Raw genomic sequence first — 16,744 nt, 5'->3', positions numbered from 1 at the left:
CGTTCGGACTGTTTTTGGAGTATAGATGTGCAAATCTCTAATAAGAACGCACATAAAAGCCGGACCAATATGCAAAAAAACATCACATCCCTGGGCTCCCTGAACTGGGATGACCTGAAGTTTTTCCTCGAAGTGGCCCGCACCCGCAAGGCCAGCGTGGCCGCCAAGCGCCTGGCGGTGGACTACACCACCGTGTCGCGGCGCATCAGTTCGCTGGAAGTGTCCCTCGGCACCCTGCTGTTCGAAAAATCCCGGACCAACGGCTTCGTACTCACCAGCGAGGGCCAGCGTTTGCTGGGCTATGCCGAGTCCATCGAAAGCACCCTGCACATGGCCTGCGAACAAGTCTCCGGCTCCGGCGTGGCGTTGTCCGGCCACGTGCGCATGGGCTGCACCGAAGGGTTCGGCAGCTTCTTCGTCACCCCGCAATTGAGCCACTTCGTCGACACCTACCCGGCCATCTCGGTAGACATCCTGCCCCTGCCGCACTTCATCAGCCTGTCCAAACGCGAAGCCGACATCGTCATCGCCCTGGAACGCCCGGAACACGGGCCGTATGTGTGCTGCAAACTGTGCGACTACAAATTGCAACTGTACGCGACCCAGGAATACCTCGATCAACACCCGCCGATCCGCAAACCGGCGGATTTGGCCGAGCATCCGTTTATCAGCTATGTGGATGACTTGGCGTTCAGCTCAGAGCTGCTGTACCTGGCGAATGTGGTGCCCGGCGCCAGCGCCAGTTTGCGCAGCACCAGTGTGATCGCGCAGTACGTCGCGGCGCAGCAAGGGCGGTCGATGGCGATACTGCCGTGTTTTCTGGCGGCGCAGGATCCACGGTTGTTACCGGTGCTGGGGGAGCAGATTTCCATCACTCGCCAGTTCTGGATGTACTGCCGGGAGGACTTGAGGAAGTTGAAGCGGATTACGTTGTTGTGGGACTACATCAGGGAGGTGACGGAGCAGAATCAGGGGCTGTTGATGGGGGAGACCAGGGAGATCAGGTTCGCGGATTAAAGGGCCATCAACGATGATTCGCTTTAATTTGCAGGACGTTTCCTAGAGAATCTCCGGCCTATTGTGCCTTAGGGTTCGAGTCATTAGCCTCCGTACTTCGCTGACATCAGCGAACGGGTTTAGCGACCCGAACCCGGACACAGCCTCCAACGTCAAGCGTTTGATGCTTGTCGTTGTCGTGTTATGGCGGCTGTACGTGGGAGACCTTCGGGTCTGCCGGGTCCTGGGTCCGGTTCGCTAACCTGCGTACAGCTGCCACCCTTTCATGTTTAGCGACATGAGTGGGTGGCTCCCTAAACTCCCAGGTATAGATCATGACTAAAATCGTCCCCGATCCACCGCTCTCCTCCATCACCACCCTCGGCGTCGTCACCTTCGGCGACTACGGCGAAAACGAAAAACCCCTGTTCCGCGTCAACGCCGGCATGCCCATTGAGGAAGCGCTGGAGCACGCCTCCACCCTGCTGTTCTACTCCAAGAAACTCGCGATGGAAGCCGCCATGGATGTACGCGGCGAGCAATACGCGTGGGCCGCGCATTACCTGTGTGAGATGGGCAAAGCCGTGGTCGATGACCTCACGCAAGCGATGACACCGGGCCGTTAAGCGAACACCGCTCGAATGCGGGAGGAGCCCTGCTCCTCCCAACATTTAAACGACGGTAGTCCCGGCTATTTGTGGATACCGAGCCCGAACTTCGCGCAGGAACTCACCCGCACGGTTTTTGAGCCATTCAATCAGACGCGCAATATCCGGCTCTGACTGCCGCCCATTTCGACAAATGATGTAGTAGGCCGCTGGGGACATCATCACGGGGCTTTTCAACGCAACCAATGCACCGTTTTCCAATTGGTCATACACCAACGCAGTCCTGCCCAGCGCAATCCCTGCGCCCTTTACCGCCAGACTGATCGCCAGGCTCGAATCCGGAAAGCGCGGCCCATGGTGATAAGGCGGCGTCGGCAGGCCCTGAAACGCAAACCAGCTTTCCCACCCCGGACACACCTGATCGTCCACCCTATGAATCAGCGGGTATTGGGCGACATCCTCCGGCGCAATATCCCCCTTCGGCCTTAGAAATTCCGGCGAGCAAACGGGGAACACCGCGTCACGCATCAGCAGTTCAACATGATGATCCGGGTAATCGCCATACCCCATCACCACCGCGACATCGTATTGATGCGCTTCCAGACTGGTGCTGTTGATGTCGGCGCTGGTCAACACCAGGTCAAGGTTGAACGAAGCCTCAGTGTGAGAGCCGTGCATCCTGGGGATCAGCCATGTCGAACAGAGCGAGGACGTGCATGAGAGGTACAGCGGACGGGACTTTGCGGGGTTGAGTGAATGCAAGACCCCATCCAGCGCCTTGAAAAATCCGTCGGTGACCGGCAACAAAGCCTGCCCTGCGGACGTCAGCTTGACGCCGCGCGAATGCCGCTCAAACAACTGCACGCCCCACCATTCCTCCAGGCCTGCAATTTGATGGCTGATGGCGCTGGCGGTGAGGTTAAGCTGCGACGCCGCACGCGCAAAGCTACCGGATTGCGCAGCGCTGACGAACGCTTGAAGCATCGGAGTGGGAGGCGGACGCTGGGCCATCAGGTGCTCACTTTGATCAAGATGATCCCGCAAACAATGACGAATGCCGACAGCATCCGTCGCCAACCGAACTGTTCGTGAAAGAACAGCGCGGCAACAATGGCGCCGATAATAACACTGGTTTCCCGCAGCGCTGAGACCTTGGCCACCGCGTCCAGCGACAACGCAAACAACACCAATCCGTATGACGCCAGGTAAAAAACACCGCCCAACAGGCCGACTCGCCAATGCCCACGTATCGCTCGCATCAAGGCCAAACGCTCCCTGGAAAACGCCAGCACCGGGATCGGAATGCTCTGGAATACCGTCAGGTAGATGATGTATTGCAACACCGTTTCACTGGCTCTCACGCCTTTGGCGTCCACCACCGTGTAAGCCGCGATAAACGCCCCGGCACACACCGCCATCAGAATCGGCTTGAGCATCTGCGCCGTCATCCTGCGCACAAAGGTCAGGCTGATAATGCCTACACAAATCAACACCACACCCGCCAGCGCCTCGCGTGACAACTGCTCATGCAACAGAAAGTAGGAAAATAACGCGACCAGTACCGGCGGTATCCCACGCATCACCGGGTACACCTGCCCGAAATCTCCCGTTTCGTAGGCTTTGATCAGAAATAGCCGATAGACCGTATTGAGTCCCACGGAGACGAGGATGTAGCCCCACACCTCCAGGCTCGGCACGCTGACAAACGGCAACGCCAAAAGGCATATCACCAGGGCGGTGCCATCCACCATGGCCAAGGTCATGAAGCGACTGCTACCGGCGCGGACGACAGCGTTCCAGGTGGCGTGCATGAAGGCTGAGATCAAGACCAGCGTGATCGCGATATCGGAGTTGTCCATGGGGCTCGGCTTATGGCGGATAGTAGAGGATGTACGCTATGGGCATCGAGGTGTCATTGTTTACGCAACCACATCCTTAGCATGTAGCGATTTAGATCGCTCAAAGACTCAGCATCATCTATCGCACAACGTGGCGTATTCCTGTCAATGAAGTGCGTGCGAGTATGAAGAAACTTATTATCGGCCGAAATAAGTACCTGCCCTGGTTCCAGCAACACTCGATGCTGAACGGATGACTGATCGAGAACAGTATCCAGAAAGTCCAGCGCTTGACATTGAGCCACCGTTAACGGTACTCGCGCCTTGATGTGGGCGGATTCAATGTAGACCCGAAAGTATCTGATCAGTGGAATGCCTTCATTGGAAAAACTCAGAATGGGCGCCTTGAAAAGCTGCTCTTCATCTGACATACCGCGGTTTTCAAAAAAGAAGTTGCATTTAAGCTCTTCCAATATTTCCGGAAACGCCATCAGCTCCGCATATACCGCGCTTGCATCAATCAGGATGCTCTCGCCGCCCAAAAGCGCTTGCTGTCCGCAAGCCAGGATCAAGTAATCGATAGGTAGCGGATCGCTCACTCCATCGTTGTGTACGTACGCACCTTGACGGGTTTGATGGTATCTAGCCCCCTCCTCAATACTCTTACCGCCTCTGTCATAAACCTCAATCACCTTGTGACCCAGATGATTCTGTACCATGGGTACGCCGAGTAGCGAACCAAATGTCCATATCAGTGATTTAAAGGTTTCAAGTTTCTCGACCTTAAAACCATCAAGAATCAAGACATGGCATTCATGGTCGATCATGGTTCGGATTCTATCTAGCTCCTCACTCAAGACGGATGATTGTAGAGAATTGATGTAGGCAGCCTTGGTATCGAATCGAGCCCCCTGACTTTCAGATGCTAGCAACTCTCTTGCGCTCAAAAGTTCATCGAAGGCAAATCTTGAAAGTCTAACTTTGGAAACTGCTTGCCGGAAATCACTGACGTTTATGTTCATCGCAATCCTTTACGGTGGTTAGTTGGAGCGTTCATTTAACTAAGCCCACCATTTGCGAAAAAGCGAAACCTCGTCAGCCTAGCCATCAAAATTCGTCATGGCAGAGCTTTCCTACGTAGAAGTTACTTAGCAAACGCTGTTTCATGCACACCGCCAAACCAACTGTGGGAGCTGGCTTGCCGGCGATGGCTGTGTGTCAGCCAGTACATCCGCTACTGAGACACCGCTATCGCCGGCAAGCCAGCTCCCACAGTTGATTGGGTTTCACATTGAGATTGGCGGGACGGGTTCAGTCCGCAATCACCACAATCGACACCCGCCGATTCTCCGTGCGCCCTGCCGCCGTATCGTTGGAGGCCACCGGCTCGCTGCTGCCCAACCCGCGCAGTTGGATGTTTTCTTCTTTCATGCCCACGCCGGTCAACACCGCCGCCACGCTTTTCGCGCGGCGCAGGGACAGTTGCTGGTTGTAGGTTTCCTTGCCGGAAGCGTCGGTGTGGCCGTCAACGCGCACGCGTTCGATGCCGACACCCAGCAGGGCCTTGCCGATGCGTTGGACGATGTCGGTGCTGGGTTGGTTGAGCGTCTCGACGTCGCTGCCAAACAGCACTTTACCGGACAGGCCGAAGGCCCAGCCTTCGTCCGTCAGTTCGAAGCCTTGCTGCTTGAGGACGGCCACTTGCGCCGGGGTCAGGCCTTTGGGGGGCGGCGTCTGGCAGCCGCCGAGGGCGAGCAGGGCCACCAGCAAGGTGATAAACATGAAACGCGCGGTCGTGAACAAGGGGTCAACTCCTGTGTTGAACGTTGACGACGGAATTCTCCGACTCCGCCGTTTGCTGGCCGCCCGAGGACAAACGCTTGGCCTGGTACATCGCCGCGTCGGCGGCATTGAGCAAGGTGCCGGGTGTGGCGCCATGATCAGGGTAGATGGCGATACCGATACTGAGTGAGGTCAACACCTGGGTGTTGCCGGGCACCGGAATCGGCAGGTCCATGCTGGCGATGATTTTGTCGGCGATGCGCTCGGCGTCTTCCACCTTGTGCAGCGGCGCCAGCATGATGGCGAACTCGTCACCGCCCAGGCGCGCGACCAGGTCATCCTCACGCAGTTGCGCACGCACGCGCTCGGCCACCGCTACGAGAACGGCATCGCCGGCGGCGTGGCCAAAGCTGTCGTTGATCTCTTTGAAACGGTCGCTGTCGAGGTAGAGCACCGCCAGTTGTTCCTTGGCCTTGGCCGCACTGCGCAGGGCACGAATCAGACGGCCTTCGAAGTACGCACGGTTAGGCAGGCCGGTGAGGCTGTCGTGATTGGCCTGGTGGGCGAGGGATTCGTTTTCGCTTTGCAGATGGTTTTGCCAGGCTTCCATCTCGCCGAGCAAAGCGTTGAAGTCGCTGCCCAGGCTGTCCAACTCGGCGATTCGCGCCGGCGGCACACGGCGATCGAAGTCGCGTTCGCTGCGGGCGGCGTGGGCCACGGCGGCGAGGCTTTGCAGTGGGCCGGTGATACCGCGCAATAAGCGTCGCGCCAGGTGCAGAGCGATCCACGCGCTGAGCGCGGTACAGATGAGGATCCCGGCCAGGCCACTGAGCAGGAAACGCAGCAGGCTACCGCCGTGACCGGTGAGGTGAGTGCTGCCGATGACTCGCCCTTGGTGGAGGATAGGCTGGCTGATGGGTTGTTCGAGCAGGGTGTGCGCCAGCTCCAGTTCAACTCGCGAGAGCATGCCGGTATCCGGACGTATCCACTGCGCCAGCAACTTGCCATTGGCGTCGAAGACTTCGGCCTGGGCCACTTCTTCGGTGGAGGCGATCAGGCTGAGCGCTTCAGTGGCTGCCGCGCTGTCGTTGAACACCACTGCCGCTTCCACGGTGTAGTTGATGGAGCGCGCGATCAGGTGCAGGTTGTGTTCGGCATACACCCGCAGCGCCAGCACACCCAGCAGGGTCAGCGAGATGCTGGCCAGGGTCACCGCCACCAGAGCCAGGATCAGGTGCCCCCTGCCGATGACCGAGCGCAGGGTAGGTCGCACTTTGGTGACAGTCATGGCGCAGGCGCTCGCCGACGGGACAACTGCAGCACGCTGGGGTGAATGCGCACGCCGCTGCGCGCCACGGAGTCGAGGTTGACCTCGAAGGACACTTGCTCATCACTCACCCGCAGGCAGAACAGGCTGCCCACGGTGCACTGGTCGCCGCCTTCGCTGATGCTCAGCACCGGGTGACCGATCAACGAGGTAAACAACTGGCTACGCTCATCGGCACTCAGTTTGCCGATGTACACCGCATCGCACGCGTTGACGATATCGGGATGGTTGGCCAGCAGGCGCTGCACCACCACCGGACGACCGGTGGCCTGGGTGGTGCCTTTGATCAGGTCGTCGGTGTATTGGGTCGGGCCGACGACGCACAGGCGCAATTGCGCAGGCTCGACCGGCCAGCGCGCATAACTGAGGATACCGAGTACCACCTGAGTGACCGCTTGGGCGCGCTGGGCGGCAAGATCAGCGGGGTCGGGCGCCTGGGCGAAGGCGCGCGGCGCGAGTACGCACAGCAACGCCACCAGCAGCATGCGTCTCCAGCTCAAACTGCGCTCTGTGGGCGAGACAGCCACGTTCATGCAGCGATTCTCTCAGGTGTTTTTTAGATGATGCCGCAACGATAGCACAGCGGCGCAAAACCCCGCGAAGAGTAGGTCTTCACGGGGGCCGCTATTTTTCCAGAAAAATCAGTCGACTGAATCAGAAAAATGGCATGACCTGTCAGTCAGTTTTTTCCGGTTCGTGGCCCAATTCCAGCATCAGCCCACTCAAGCGCTTGACCTTGCGCCTGACCGCCTCTTCAAACACACCACCTCGGGGCTCGATCAGGCTGAACCAGCGCTTGGCCCGCGTGATGCCGGTATAGATCAATTCTTTGGTGAGCACGGGGTTCAACGCATCCGGCAGGATCAATGCGGCGTGGGTGAACTCGGAGCCCTGGGATTTGTGCACGGTCATGGCGTAAACAGTTTCCACATCATTCAGACGGCTAGGCAGCACAAATCGCACACCGCCCTGGCCATCGTTGCGTGGGAAGGCCACGCGCAACACCTGGGGGCCGCCGTCGCTTTCGGGCAATTTGAGGGCGATGCCGATATCGCCGTTCATCAGACCAAGACCGTAATCGTTGCGGGTCATCAGCACCGGGCGGCCTTCGTACCATTGCTCGTCGCCTTCGATCAAACGTACCTTGCGCAGGGCAGCAGTGATGCGCAGGTTCAGGCCTTCCACGCCCCAGGGGCCTTTGCGTACCGCGCAGAGCAGTTGGAACGCATCGAAGGCCTGCAGCAGTTGTTGCGCCCAGTGGGTCCAGGCGTCGCTTTCCCGTGGGGTATCAAGTGACGGGCGGGCGCTGTGCAGCAGGTTGAGGTAATAGCGATAACCGTGGGCGCCATCACCTTGCCCGTCCAGCACCAGACGCTCCAGGGCGTGGTCGTGCTCGCCCTTCAGGCTGACGCAGAACAGATCATCGTGACTGCGCGCCGCCAGAAGCTTGCGCGCCTCTTCGGCATTTTGCTGGTTGACCCAACGCGCCAGTTGGCCGATGCCACTGCCCTCGCCGAAACGCCGCGAGTAACGCAGCATCACCACTTGTTGGGCCAATGGGTGGCTGGCGTCGGGGTCTTCCTGCAGGCCGCTGGCACTGAGGTCTTCGCCGCTGACCGCTTGCAACCATTGGCGGGTCTCGGTGCTGTAGAAGCCGGCTTCGGCGTCGCGACACAAGTCACCGAGCACTGCACCCGCCTCTACCGACGCGAGTTGGTCCTTGTCGCCCAGCAGCACCAGGCGTGCATGGGGCGGCAAGGCGTCGAGCAGGTTGGCCATCATTTCCAGGTCGATCATCGAGGCTTCGTCCACGACCAACACATCCAGGGGCAATGGGTTGCCAATGTGATGCCGGAAGTGCCGCGTGCCCGGGCGACTGCCCAGCAGGCGGTGGACAGTGGTGACCTGGGTCGGGATTTTTTCCTTCACGTTGTCCGGCACTTTCAGCGACAGCACTTGCTGGCTGATGGACTCGGTGAGGCGTGCGGCAGCCTTGCCGGTCGGTGCGGCCAGGCGAATGCGCAACGGACTGCCGGCTTCCACGGCGGGCGCCTGTAACAGCGCGAGCAGGCGCACCACGGTGGTGGTCTTGCCAGTGCCAGGGCCGCCGGTGACGATGCTGAATGCGCCGCGAGTGGCCAAGGCACAGGCGAGTTTTTGCCAGTCGATCACGCCGTCGGGCGGCGGTTGGTCAAACAAACGACTCAGGCGCTGCGGCAGATCGGCGGCGACGTTTTCCTGGGTGGCGAGCCTTAGACGCAAGGCGGTATCGATGCGCCGCTCGTAGGTCCAGTAGCGGCGCAGATACAGGCGTTTGCCGGATAGGACCAACGGACGGCTTTGGGCGGGCTCGCTGCCATCGACGGCCAGGGCGACCAGATGGCTGGCGGCGAGCGCGTGGCACCAGTGGGCGCCGTCGAGGCCGTCGAGCAACTGCGATGGCAGCAGCATGGCGCCGGTTTGCAGGTCGCCTTCAGGCGGCAGTGACAGGGCGAAATCGGGCGCCTTGAGGGTTTCGAACAAATCGAGGCAGACGTGACCATGACCCAATTGATGGCTGGTCAGCGCGGCGGCCAGCAGCACCAGCGGGTCAGCCTGTGGATCGAGCTCGTGCAGGAAGCCGACGAAGGCTTTGTCCAGGGCACGCAACCAGCCACGCTCCACCCAACGCGCCAGCAATTGCACCAGGTCGGCGGCGCGGCTGAGAGGGGTCAGCTCCTCCAGCGGTAATGGCGACAGGCTCATAACAACACTCCTTGTTCCCAGGCGGGCTCAACCCTGGGCGGGATCGGCTTGCCCTGGAACAGCAGGTCCAGGCCTTCGATCAGCTCTCGTGGCGGCCGGGTGAAATACGCCCCCTGGCTCGCGGACTGCGTACCACGCAGGAAAATGTACAGCGCACCGCCGATATGGCGGTCGTAGTCGTAGTCCGGCAGGCGCGCCTTGAGTTGGCGGTGCAGGGCCAGCAGGTAAAGTACGTATTGCAGGTCGTACCGATGCTCGAGGATCGACTGTTCCATGGCGTCCGGGGTGTAGGCCGAATCGTCGGGGCCAAGCCAGTTGGATTTGTAATCGGCGACGTAATAGCGTCCGTCGTGTTCGAAGGTCAAATCGATAAAGCCCTTGAACATGCCGTTGAGCAGCACCGGTTCGGCGGCGACGCGGGAGACGCCGTTATGGGTGTATTGGCACACCAGTTTGTCGAGGGCGAGTACGTCGACTTTGTGGCTGGCGAACCAGAACTCCATTTCAATCTGGTACTGCTGCAACCGGCTGAGGGAAACGTGACCGTTTTCCACCGGCAATGGTGTTTGCAGCAGGTGGCCGAGCCAACTGCCGAGGGTGGTGATCCAGCCCTCCCAGTTGCGCCGATTGCAGCGGGCGCCCACGGCTTTTTCGATCGCCTCGGGTGTGACGTTGAAGCCCTCCTCCCCGGCCCACTCCAGCAGCCCGTGGAGAAAGGTCCCGGGGTTGGGCCCACGTGGGAAGCGGTGAATGTCACCGCCGGACGCCGCCACTTCGCGGGGTGCGTCGGGGTCGAGGCGTTCGTCATCGAACAGCTTTTGGGCCTGTGGGCTTTCCGGCGCTTCGAGCGTGGCAGCGCTCATGCTGTCGCCGATGCGCAAGGCGCTGTAGGAGGCAATCCACCAGTTTTCCGCCGCCTTGCGCTTGGGCAGCAGGGGCGCGCGCAGCGTGGCTTGGTTGCGCGGTGGGTGGAAGAGGATGTCTTGCGCTTCGGGCACTTGGGCGTAGTTGATTGCCGTGCAACCTTCTTGAAGGTCCAAGAGCCAGCGCGCCAAACCGGCGGACTCTCCCAGCGATGCGCCTGCGCCAAGCAAATAGCCCAGTGCCGAAAGGTGCAGTACGGAGCTGTTGCTGTTGCCGCGCTTGAGGTCGGCAATGCCCAGCCAACACGCATGTTTGGCCCGGGTCAGGGCGACGTAGAACAGGCGCAGGTCTTCGGCTAGGCGCTCGTTGTCGGCCTGGGCGATCAACTCGGGCGTTGGGCGCAGGCTGACCTGGGATTTGCCGTGTTCATCGTGGTAGTGCAGCGGCAAGCGGCTGCCGTCCACCGGTTTGGCCGAGCAGATGAACGGTAGGAAAACCAGGTCGTATTCCAGGCCTTTGGATTTGTGGATGGTCACGACCTTGACCAGTTGCTCATCACTTTCCAGGCGCAGGATCTGTTCTTCACCCGCCTGGCCCGAGAGCGCCAGGTGTTCGGCCAGGTGGCGGATCAGCGCCTGTTCGCCGTCCAGTTCCGAGGCCGCTTGTTGCAGCAGTTCGCTGAGGTGCAGCAGGTTGGTCAGCACACGCTCGCCATCACTGCGCGCGATCAGGGTTTGCGGCAGTTTGAAGTCATGCAGCAGGCGCCGCAGCATCGGCAGCACGCCTTGGGTGCGCCAGATTGCGCGGTAGCCACGGAACTGCATGACGCGGCTTTCCCACGCGAGTTCGTCCTGGTTCAGACGCTCCAGTTCCGGTAAAGACAGGTTCAGGGTGACGCAGGCCAAGGCGGCACGCAGAGGGCGCTCCACGTCTGGTTCGGCGCAGGCCTTGAGCCAGGCCAGCAGGTCGTGGGCTTCCTGGGCGGCGAACACCGAGTCCTTGTCGGACAGGTAAACGCTGCGCACACCACGGGCGGCCAGTTCTGCGCGTACCGCCTGGGCTTCCTTGCCGTCGCGCACCAGGATGGCAATATCTGACGGCAGCACGCCTTTGAAGCTCGCGTCCGGTTGCAGGAAACCGGCCCTGCCCTGCTGGCCGCCGTTGAGCAATTCAACAATGTGCGTGGCACAGGCCGCCGCCAGCTGCTGACGATACTGCACGTTGGAAATCGGCTGGTCGGTGGGCAAGTGCCAGAGGTTCAATGCCGGCAACGTTTGCCCATCGACCTGCAAGTGTTCCTTGCGGCCTTGGGACAGCACCGAGTGGAACGGTACGGGGTTTTTGCCATCCGGCTCGCGGAACAGGAACGCACCCCGGCCCGTTTCCGCACGCTGGAACACATGGTTCACCGCCTCGACCATCGCATGGCTGGAGCGGAAGTTGGTACCCAGGGTGTGATGGCGGCCGGTGGTGGACTGGCGGGCGCGCAAGTAGGTGTAGATGTCGGCGCCACGGAAGGCGTAGATCGCCTGCTTGGGGTCGCCGATCAGGAACAGGCCGCTGTCGAGGTGGTTTTCTTCAATGCGGTAGATGCTGTCGAAGATGCTGTATTGCACCGGATCGGTGTCCTGGAACTCGTCGATCAACGCCACCGGGAACTGCTCGCGGATCACGCTCGCCAGACGCTCGCCTCCCTCGGATTGCAGGGCGGCATTGAGGCGGATGAGCATGTCGTCGAAACCCATTTCGGCGCGTCGACGCTTTTCCTCTTCGAAGCGTTTGCCGACCCAACCGGCCGCGTGTTGCAACACGGCGGCGTCGGGCGTCGGCAAGGCATCCAGGGCAGCCTTGAGGCCGGCCATGGCATCGATACCGGGATGCTGCGGCGGCTCGCCCTTCCAGGCTTCGGCCATGCCGTCGGGTGTCAGGCGAGTGAAACCGGTGCCGATATCGAGTTGTTCGAGGGTGTCGTCAGCAGCCCACGCGCTGATCTTCTCGAACCAGGGCTCGAAGTAGCGGGCTTGCATCTTGCGGCCATCGACGGCCTTGGCCGCCACGGCTTGCAGGCAGATATCACGTAGCTCGGCGGCCCACTGCTGCCACGGTGCCTTGAGTTGCATCAGCGCTTCACGGCGTTCTTGGAGGCAGGCGTCGATCAGCTCGGGGGGCTCGCGGGTCTCTCCGACGGGCCGTTCGCTGCCGAACAGCGCACGGACTCGCGGCATCAACGCAGCAGGCCCGCCCCAGTTATTGCGCACCCAATTGAGCGCATCGTCATGCATCGGGTAGCAGAACAGCCGCCAGTAGTCGCGCAGCACCTCGCCGAGCAGATCGCTGTGGTCGGTTTCCAGAGTCTGGGTGAACAAGCTGCCACTGTCGAAGGCGTGCTCGCGCAGCATACGCTGGCACCAACTGTGGATGGTCGAAACGGCGGCTTCGTCCATCCATTGCGCAGCGATGTCCAGCCGGTTGGCGCAGGCCGGCCATTGGTCGGCGGGATATTCGTCACGCAGATCAGCGATAAGGGCGTCGGGCTGTTCAATTTCTGTGCGGAAAAAGCGTGCGGCTTCGGCCAGACGGATACGGATGCGTTCACGCAGCTCTTTGGTGGCGGCGTCGGTAAAGGTCACCACCAGGATTTGAGGCGGTAGCAGTTCGCGGCCAAAGCCAGACCCTTCACTACCGTGACCGAGGACAAGGCGCAGATAAAGGGCGGAGATAGTGAAGGTTTTGCCGGTGCCGGCGCTGGCTTCAATCAGCTGGCTGCCGTTGAGCGGGAAGGCCAGGGCCAAGGGTTTGTGGTTCATGCGCCGGCCTCCTCGCTTGTGAGTGATCGCCAGGGGGCGTTGAGCAGGGGGCGATAAAGGGTTTCGCACCAACCTTCGAATTCTTCGCTGGCAATAAGTGTGGCGTAGTCCGGGAATTGCCGGGTGAGCGCTGGGGTTTCGCGGCGCTCGCCTTCGTTATTGAGCCCGTCACCCTCGTAGGCTTTACCCGCAGCGGCTTCGGCCTTGGCCGGGTCAGTTTGGCCGAGCCAGGCAAACGCGGTCTTGACGGCGATGGGCAACGGTTTGCTCATCCCGGTGTGCCAGGCGAGCAGCAAGTTGCAGAGAATTTCCTGGGCATTGGCTTGATCCAGCGGTGGCAGCAGCAGAGTGTCATCACTGGCCACCAAGCCGGTGCTTAACGGCAGACCGCAAGCGCAGGCAACCACGTGATTGACCCAGGGCCGAATCAGGCGATGCCACTTGCGGGTCTTGATCGAGCCGATGCTGTTGGGGATGGTGGTGACGCTGAGCAACCCACCATCACTGCGTCTATGCAGCCCGCTGATCCAGCCTTCCAACTGAATGCCGCGATGCTCAAAACTGATCGGTTCGGCGCCGGAGTGCGGGGTGGGCCAGAGGGCCAATAATTGTTGGTAGCGTCGCAGCAGATCGGGCAATGGCTCGATCAGTTCGTTGCGAAGGCACTCGCCGAAACCCACCATCGGCAACAGGCCACTGCTTTGCAGGCGCAAAGCCTGGACGTTCAACGCCTGGTCGAAGTGATCGGGTTCGGTGAGTGCTGCACTGAGCAGACTATCGCTCAGGCTGTAGCGTTGCAGTGCGTCGAGCACGAAGGGCTCTTCGTCGGCCAGCGGTACTTCGGCGGCCTCGAAGAATACTTTCAAGCGTTGGCTGAAGAAGTGTTTGACGGGGTTGCGCAGGAAGTCTTGTAGCTGGCCGAGGGTCAGGGGCTCGTCCTGTTGATGGGGCGCCAGGTCGTGTTCTGTCGGGGTGGTATCGGATGCTTCGTGGAGCAACTGCCATTCGCGCGCATAGCTGAACAGCGAATCGCCCTCATGGAAGTAGCGAGCGCTGAACGGTTGCAGCGGATGCTCCTGGGTCATGGCTTCGATCAGCGGCTCGTCACTGTCAGCGCAGTGCCAGCCACTGGCCAGATGGTCACGCAGTTGGCCGATTAACACCGAGGCCGGGCGATCGCTGTTGTCGCGGATGCTGCGGCCGACCCAACTGATATAGAGCTGGTCGCGGGCTGAAAGCAGCGCCTCGAGCAGCAAGTAGCGGTCGTCTTCGCGGCGTGAACGGTCGCCGGGGCGGTAGTCACTGCCCATCAGGTCGAAGTCCAACGGGGGCTGCGCGCGCGGGTAGTCACCATCGTTCATACCGAGCAGGCACACCAGCTTGAAAGGGATCGCACGCATAGGCATCAGGGTGCAGAAATTGACAGCCCCGGCGAGGAAGCGTTGGGACAGGCGCCCTTGGTCCAAACCCGCTAGCCAGGCTTCACGGACTACGGTGAGAGGTAAGTCGTCGTTAAGGCCGACGGACTCGCAGGTTTCCAGCCAGGTTTCTCTGAGTTGTTCTAGTTGGCCCAGCAGGTATTCGTCGTGTTCGCTACTCGGCAAGAAAAACAATTGCGTCAAGCGTTGCAGGCGTTCGCCCCACTCCTTCGCGGGAGCGGGTTGAGACAGGGCTTGGTGCGCATCGTTGAGTGCGTCGAGCACGGCGACCAGGGGGCCGATCAGGACAGCGTCGAGTCCACCGATTTCGTCATAGGGCTCGATACCGTCACACGCTGCACCTGTACCTACGGCGTAACCGAGCAACATGCGGCGCAGGCCGAAACGCCAACTGTTTTGTTCCAGCCCGGTTGGCAGGCCGAGGTCTGCACGTTGTTCGGCGTTGAGCCCCCAGCGGATGCCGGCGCCTTCTATCCAGCGGTGCAACGTGGGCAGGTCGCGCTCCTTGATGGCAAAGCGTTCGCGCAAGGCTGGAACATCAAGCAGATCTAGAATTTCGCTGACGGGAAAGCGGCTGTCGGGGAGTTTCAGCAGGTGTTCGACAGCGATCAGCAGAGGGTCGCGGCCGCGTTGGCCTTGGTCGGTCAGGGTGAAGGGGATGAAGCGTGGGTCATTGCGCTCGAGCTGCCCGAACACGGCGCGGATGTGCGGCGCATAGCTGTCGACGTCAGGGACCATGACAATAATATCCCGGGGGCGCAGCGTGGGGTCGGCGCTGAAGCGTTGGAGCAGTTGGTCGTGGAGGATTTCCACTTCGCGTTGGGCGCTGTGGGCGATGTGGAAGCGGATTGAGGTATCACGCTCCAGATCCACAGCGGGCCATAGTTCGCGGGTTTCATTGAGTGGGCGCAGTTCGAGGATATCGTCCTGGAGTTGATTGAGCAGTGTTGCCGGCTCGCTGTCGCTGAACAGGTCGATGCGGCCGTCGCGGAAAGCGGCGCGGTAGCTGTTGGGGTCGTCGTAGCTGTCCAGCAAGCTGATGTAGTCACGACCTTGCTTGCCCCAGGCCGCCAGTAACGGGTGGGCGTGCTGGTGCAGGGTTTGTGGGTCGATGGTGACCGGCATGCCCGCTTTACGCGCCTGACGCTTGTATTCGTTACGCAGCAGGTCTTTGTCGGCGACGATGTCGGACCAATGGTGGCGGCAAGGGTTGTGCACACAGAGCAGGACTTGGCTGAAGCGCGCGAGGCCGGCGAGGGCCTCCAGCGCCTGGGCGGGCAACGAGGAGATGCCAAAAACGATGACGCGGGATGGCAGGCCCTCGGGCGCTTTTTCCAGTGTATTGATGCGCTCGATAAAACGTTGGTGAACGCCGGCGCGGCTTTCGGCCATGCCTTCTTCACCAACATCCAACAGCAGCGCGCGCCATAGTTCGGCTTGCCAGCAGTTGGCTGGGTTAAGGGGTTTGGATTCACCTCGACCGTTACGCAATTGGTGGCGGCCGGCGGCCCAATCTTCCAGCCAGTCGGCACGGTAGACCTGGTATTGGTCGAACAGGTCAGCCAGGCGCTCGGCGAGTTGGTAGCGTTTACGCAAGTCGGTGTCGTGGGTGAGAAAGCGCTGCAGCGGTTCGAAGTGCGGCTGATCGATAAGCTCCGGAAGCAGGCGCATCAGGCGCCAGGTCAGTGGGGCTTTATCGAGCAGGGATTTGGGCGGGATTTCGTCACGGCCCAGAACCATACGGTAGAGCTGCCACATGAAACTGCCAGGGAGCTGCACATCGATTGCCGCCGCGATGCCGCAACCGCCCATGTCGTCGTCTTCCGGGTCTTCGGCCAGAGCCAACTTGAGCCACTGGGCGATACCGTTGCTTTGTACCAGGGCGATTTCGTTTTCCAAGGGAGCCAAGGGGTACCGGCGCATCCAACTGACCACCAGGCTGCGAAGTTCGTCCAGGCGGTTGCCGTGAACCACCATGAATCCAGCACTGAGGGACGTCGCATCCGGCATAACGGCTTCCTTGGGAAAGGCAAAATCGAGGGTGCGACTTTAGCACTGTGGGCAGTTGTTGGCCGAATTGGGATGTTAGCTGTCTTTCCGACCGCCCAAAACAAAACCCCTGACTGCGTTAGCAATCAGGGGTTCTGGAATTTAATCTTGACGATGACCTACTCTCACATGGGGAAACCCCACACTACCATCGGCGATGCATCGTTTCACTACTGAGTTCGGGATGGGATCAGGTGGTTCCAATGCTCTATGGTCGTCAAGAAATTCGGGTACTGAGTCGCGGCCTGGGCCTCGCTTCAGCAAATTGGGTATGTGACAGCTTTCGGTG

The 16,744-nt window shown here is 60.6% G+C and carries 11 protein-coding genes and 1 rRNA gene; 2 read left to right on the top strand and 10 right to left on the bottom strand.

The genetic code is table 11. The annotated features are described in order from the left end of the window. The first annotated feature begins 69 nt into the window (after nt 1-69). Entirely contained in the window at nt 70-1,017 is a 948-nt protein-coding gene (locus tag BMX59_RS28575) for a LysR family transcriptional regulator (RefSeq protein WP_093128239.1), read from the top strand. Nucleotides 1,018-1,331: 314 nt separating this feature from the next. After that, on the top strand, nt 1,332-1,622 hold the full coding sequence (locus BMX59_RS28570) for a DUF3077 domain-containing protein (protein ID WP_025859400.1): 291 nt from the start codon (nt 1,332-1,334) through the stop codon (nt 1,620-1,622). Between the two features lie 45 nt (nt 1,623-1,667). Here BMX59_RS28570 and BMX59_RS28565 read toward each other — a convergent pair whose 3' ends face one another. The 10 genes from BMX59_RS28565 to rrf form a co-directional block, all read right to left on the bottom strand. After that, on the bottom strand, nt 1,668-2,615 hold the full coding sequence (locus BMX59_RS28565) for a LysR substrate-binding domain-containing protein (protein WP_093128237.1): 948 nt from the start codon (nt 2,613-2,615) through the stop codon (nt 1,668-1,670). After that, on the bottom strand, nt 2,615-3,463 hold the full coding sequence (locus tag BMX59_RS28560) for an EamA family transporter (protein ID WP_092249461.1): 849 nt from the start codon (nt 3,461-3,463) through the stop codon (nt 2,615-2,617). The genes BMX59_RS28565 and BMX59_RS28560 overlap by 1 nt, the downstream gene beginning before the upstream one ends. Nucleotides 3,464-3,516: 53 nt before the next feature. Continuing rightward, complete coding sequence (locus BMX59_RS28555; protein WP_093128235.1) at nt 3,517-4,464, bottom strand: TauD/TfdA family dioxygenase; 948 nt, start codon at nt 4,462-4,464, stop codon at nt 3,517-3,519. 289 nt (nt 4,465-4,753) lie between these two features. Next, entirely contained in the window at nt 4,754-5,245 is a 492-nt protein-coding gene (locus BMX59_RS28550; RefSeq protein WP_175486726.1) for an outer membrane lipoprotein YfiB, read from the bottom strand. A 4-nt stretch (nt 5,246-5,249) separates the two neighbouring features. Beyond that, on the bottom strand, nt 5,250-6,512 hold the full coding sequence (locus BMX59_RS28545) for a diguanylate cyclase DgcN/YfiN (RefSeq protein WP_093128233.1): 1,263 nt from the start codon (nt 6,510-6,512) through the stop codon (nt 5,250-5,252). Beyond that, entirely contained in the window at nt 6,509-7,084 is a 576-nt protein-coding gene (locus BMX59_RS28540) for a regulatory sequestration protein YfiR (protein ID WP_071489142.1), read from the bottom strand. The genes BMX59_RS28545 and BMX59_RS28540 overlap by 4 nt, the downstream gene beginning before the upstream one ends. 142 nt (nt 7,085-7,226) lie before the next feature. Further along, complete coding sequence (recD, locus tag BMX59_RS28535) at nt 7,227-9,296, bottom strand: exodeoxyribonuclease V subunit alpha (protein WP_093128231.1); 2,070 nt, start codon at nt 9,294-9,296, stop codon at nt 7,227-7,229. After that, a complete protein-coding gene (recB, locus tag BMX59_RS28530; protein WP_093128229.1) occupies nt 9,293-12,967 on the bottom strand; it encodes an exodeoxyribonuclease V subunit beta in 3,675 nt (1,224 codons plus the stop codon). Before recB ends, recD begins: the two co-directional genes overlap by 4 nt. Further along, entirely contained in the window at nt 12,964-16,416 is a 3,453-nt protein-coding gene (gene recC, locus BMX59_RS28525) for an exodeoxyribonuclease V subunit gamma (protein WP_093128227.1), read from the bottom strand. Before recC ends, recB begins: the two co-directional genes overlap by 4 nt. Before the next feature lie 145 nt (nt 16,417-16,561). Then, nucleotides 16,562-16,677 (bottom strand): 5S ribosomal RNA (gene rrf, locus BMX59_RS28520). Nucleotides 16,678-16,744: the final 67 nt, after the last annotated feature.

This window comes from Pseudomonas sp. NFR09, from assembly GCF_900111535.1.
GTDB classification, from domain to species: domain Bacteria; phylum Pseudomonadota; class Gammaproteobacteria; order Pseudomonadales; family Pseudomonadaceae; genus Aquipseudomonas; species Aquipseudomonas extremorientalis.
This window is presented reverse-complemented; position numbering and strand designations above follow the sequence as displayed.

Excerpts from the sequence above, each read along its gene's own strand:
- BMX59_RS28575 (WP_093128239.1), top strand. The coding sequence starts at position 70 with ATGCAAAAAAACATCACATCCCTGGGCTCCCTGAACTGGGATGACCTG.
- BMX59_RS28570 (WP_025859400.1), top strand. The coding sequence starts at position 1,332 with ATGACTAAAATCGTCCCCGATCCACCGCTCTCCTCCATCACCACCCTC.
- BMX59_RS28565 (WP_093128237.1), bottom strand. The coding sequence starts at position 2,615 with ATGGCCCAGCGTCCGCCTCCCACTCCGATGCTTCAAGCGTTCGTCAGC.
- BMX59_RS28560 (WP_092249461.1), bottom strand. The coding sequence starts at position 3,463 with ATGGACAACTCCGATATCGCGATCACGCTGGTCTTGATCTCAGCCTTC.
- BMX59_RS28555 (WP_093128235.1), bottom strand. The coding sequence starts at position 4,464 with ATGAACATAAACGTCAGTGATTTCCGGCAAGCAGTTTCCAAAGTTAGA.
- BMX59_RS28545 (WP_093128233.1), bottom strand. The coding sequence starts at position 6,512 with ATGACTGTCACCAAAGTGCGACCTACCCTGCGCTCGGTCATCGGCAGG.
- BMX59_RS28540 (WP_071489142.1), bottom strand. The coding sequence starts at position 7,084 with ATGAACGTGGCTGTCTCGCCCACAGAGCGCAGTTTGAGCTGGAGACGC.
- recD (WP_093128231.1), bottom strand. The coding sequence starts at position 9,296 with ATGAGCCTGTCGCCATTACCGCTGGAGGAGCTGACCCCTCTCAGCCGC.
- recB (WP_093128229.1), bottom strand. The coding sequence starts at position 12,967 with ATGAACCACAAACCCTTGGCCCTGGCCTTCCCGCTCAACGGCAGCCAG.
- recC (WP_093128227.1), bottom strand. The coding sequence starts at position 16,416 with ATGCCGGATGCGACGTCCCTCAGTGCTGGATTCATGGTGGTTCACGGC.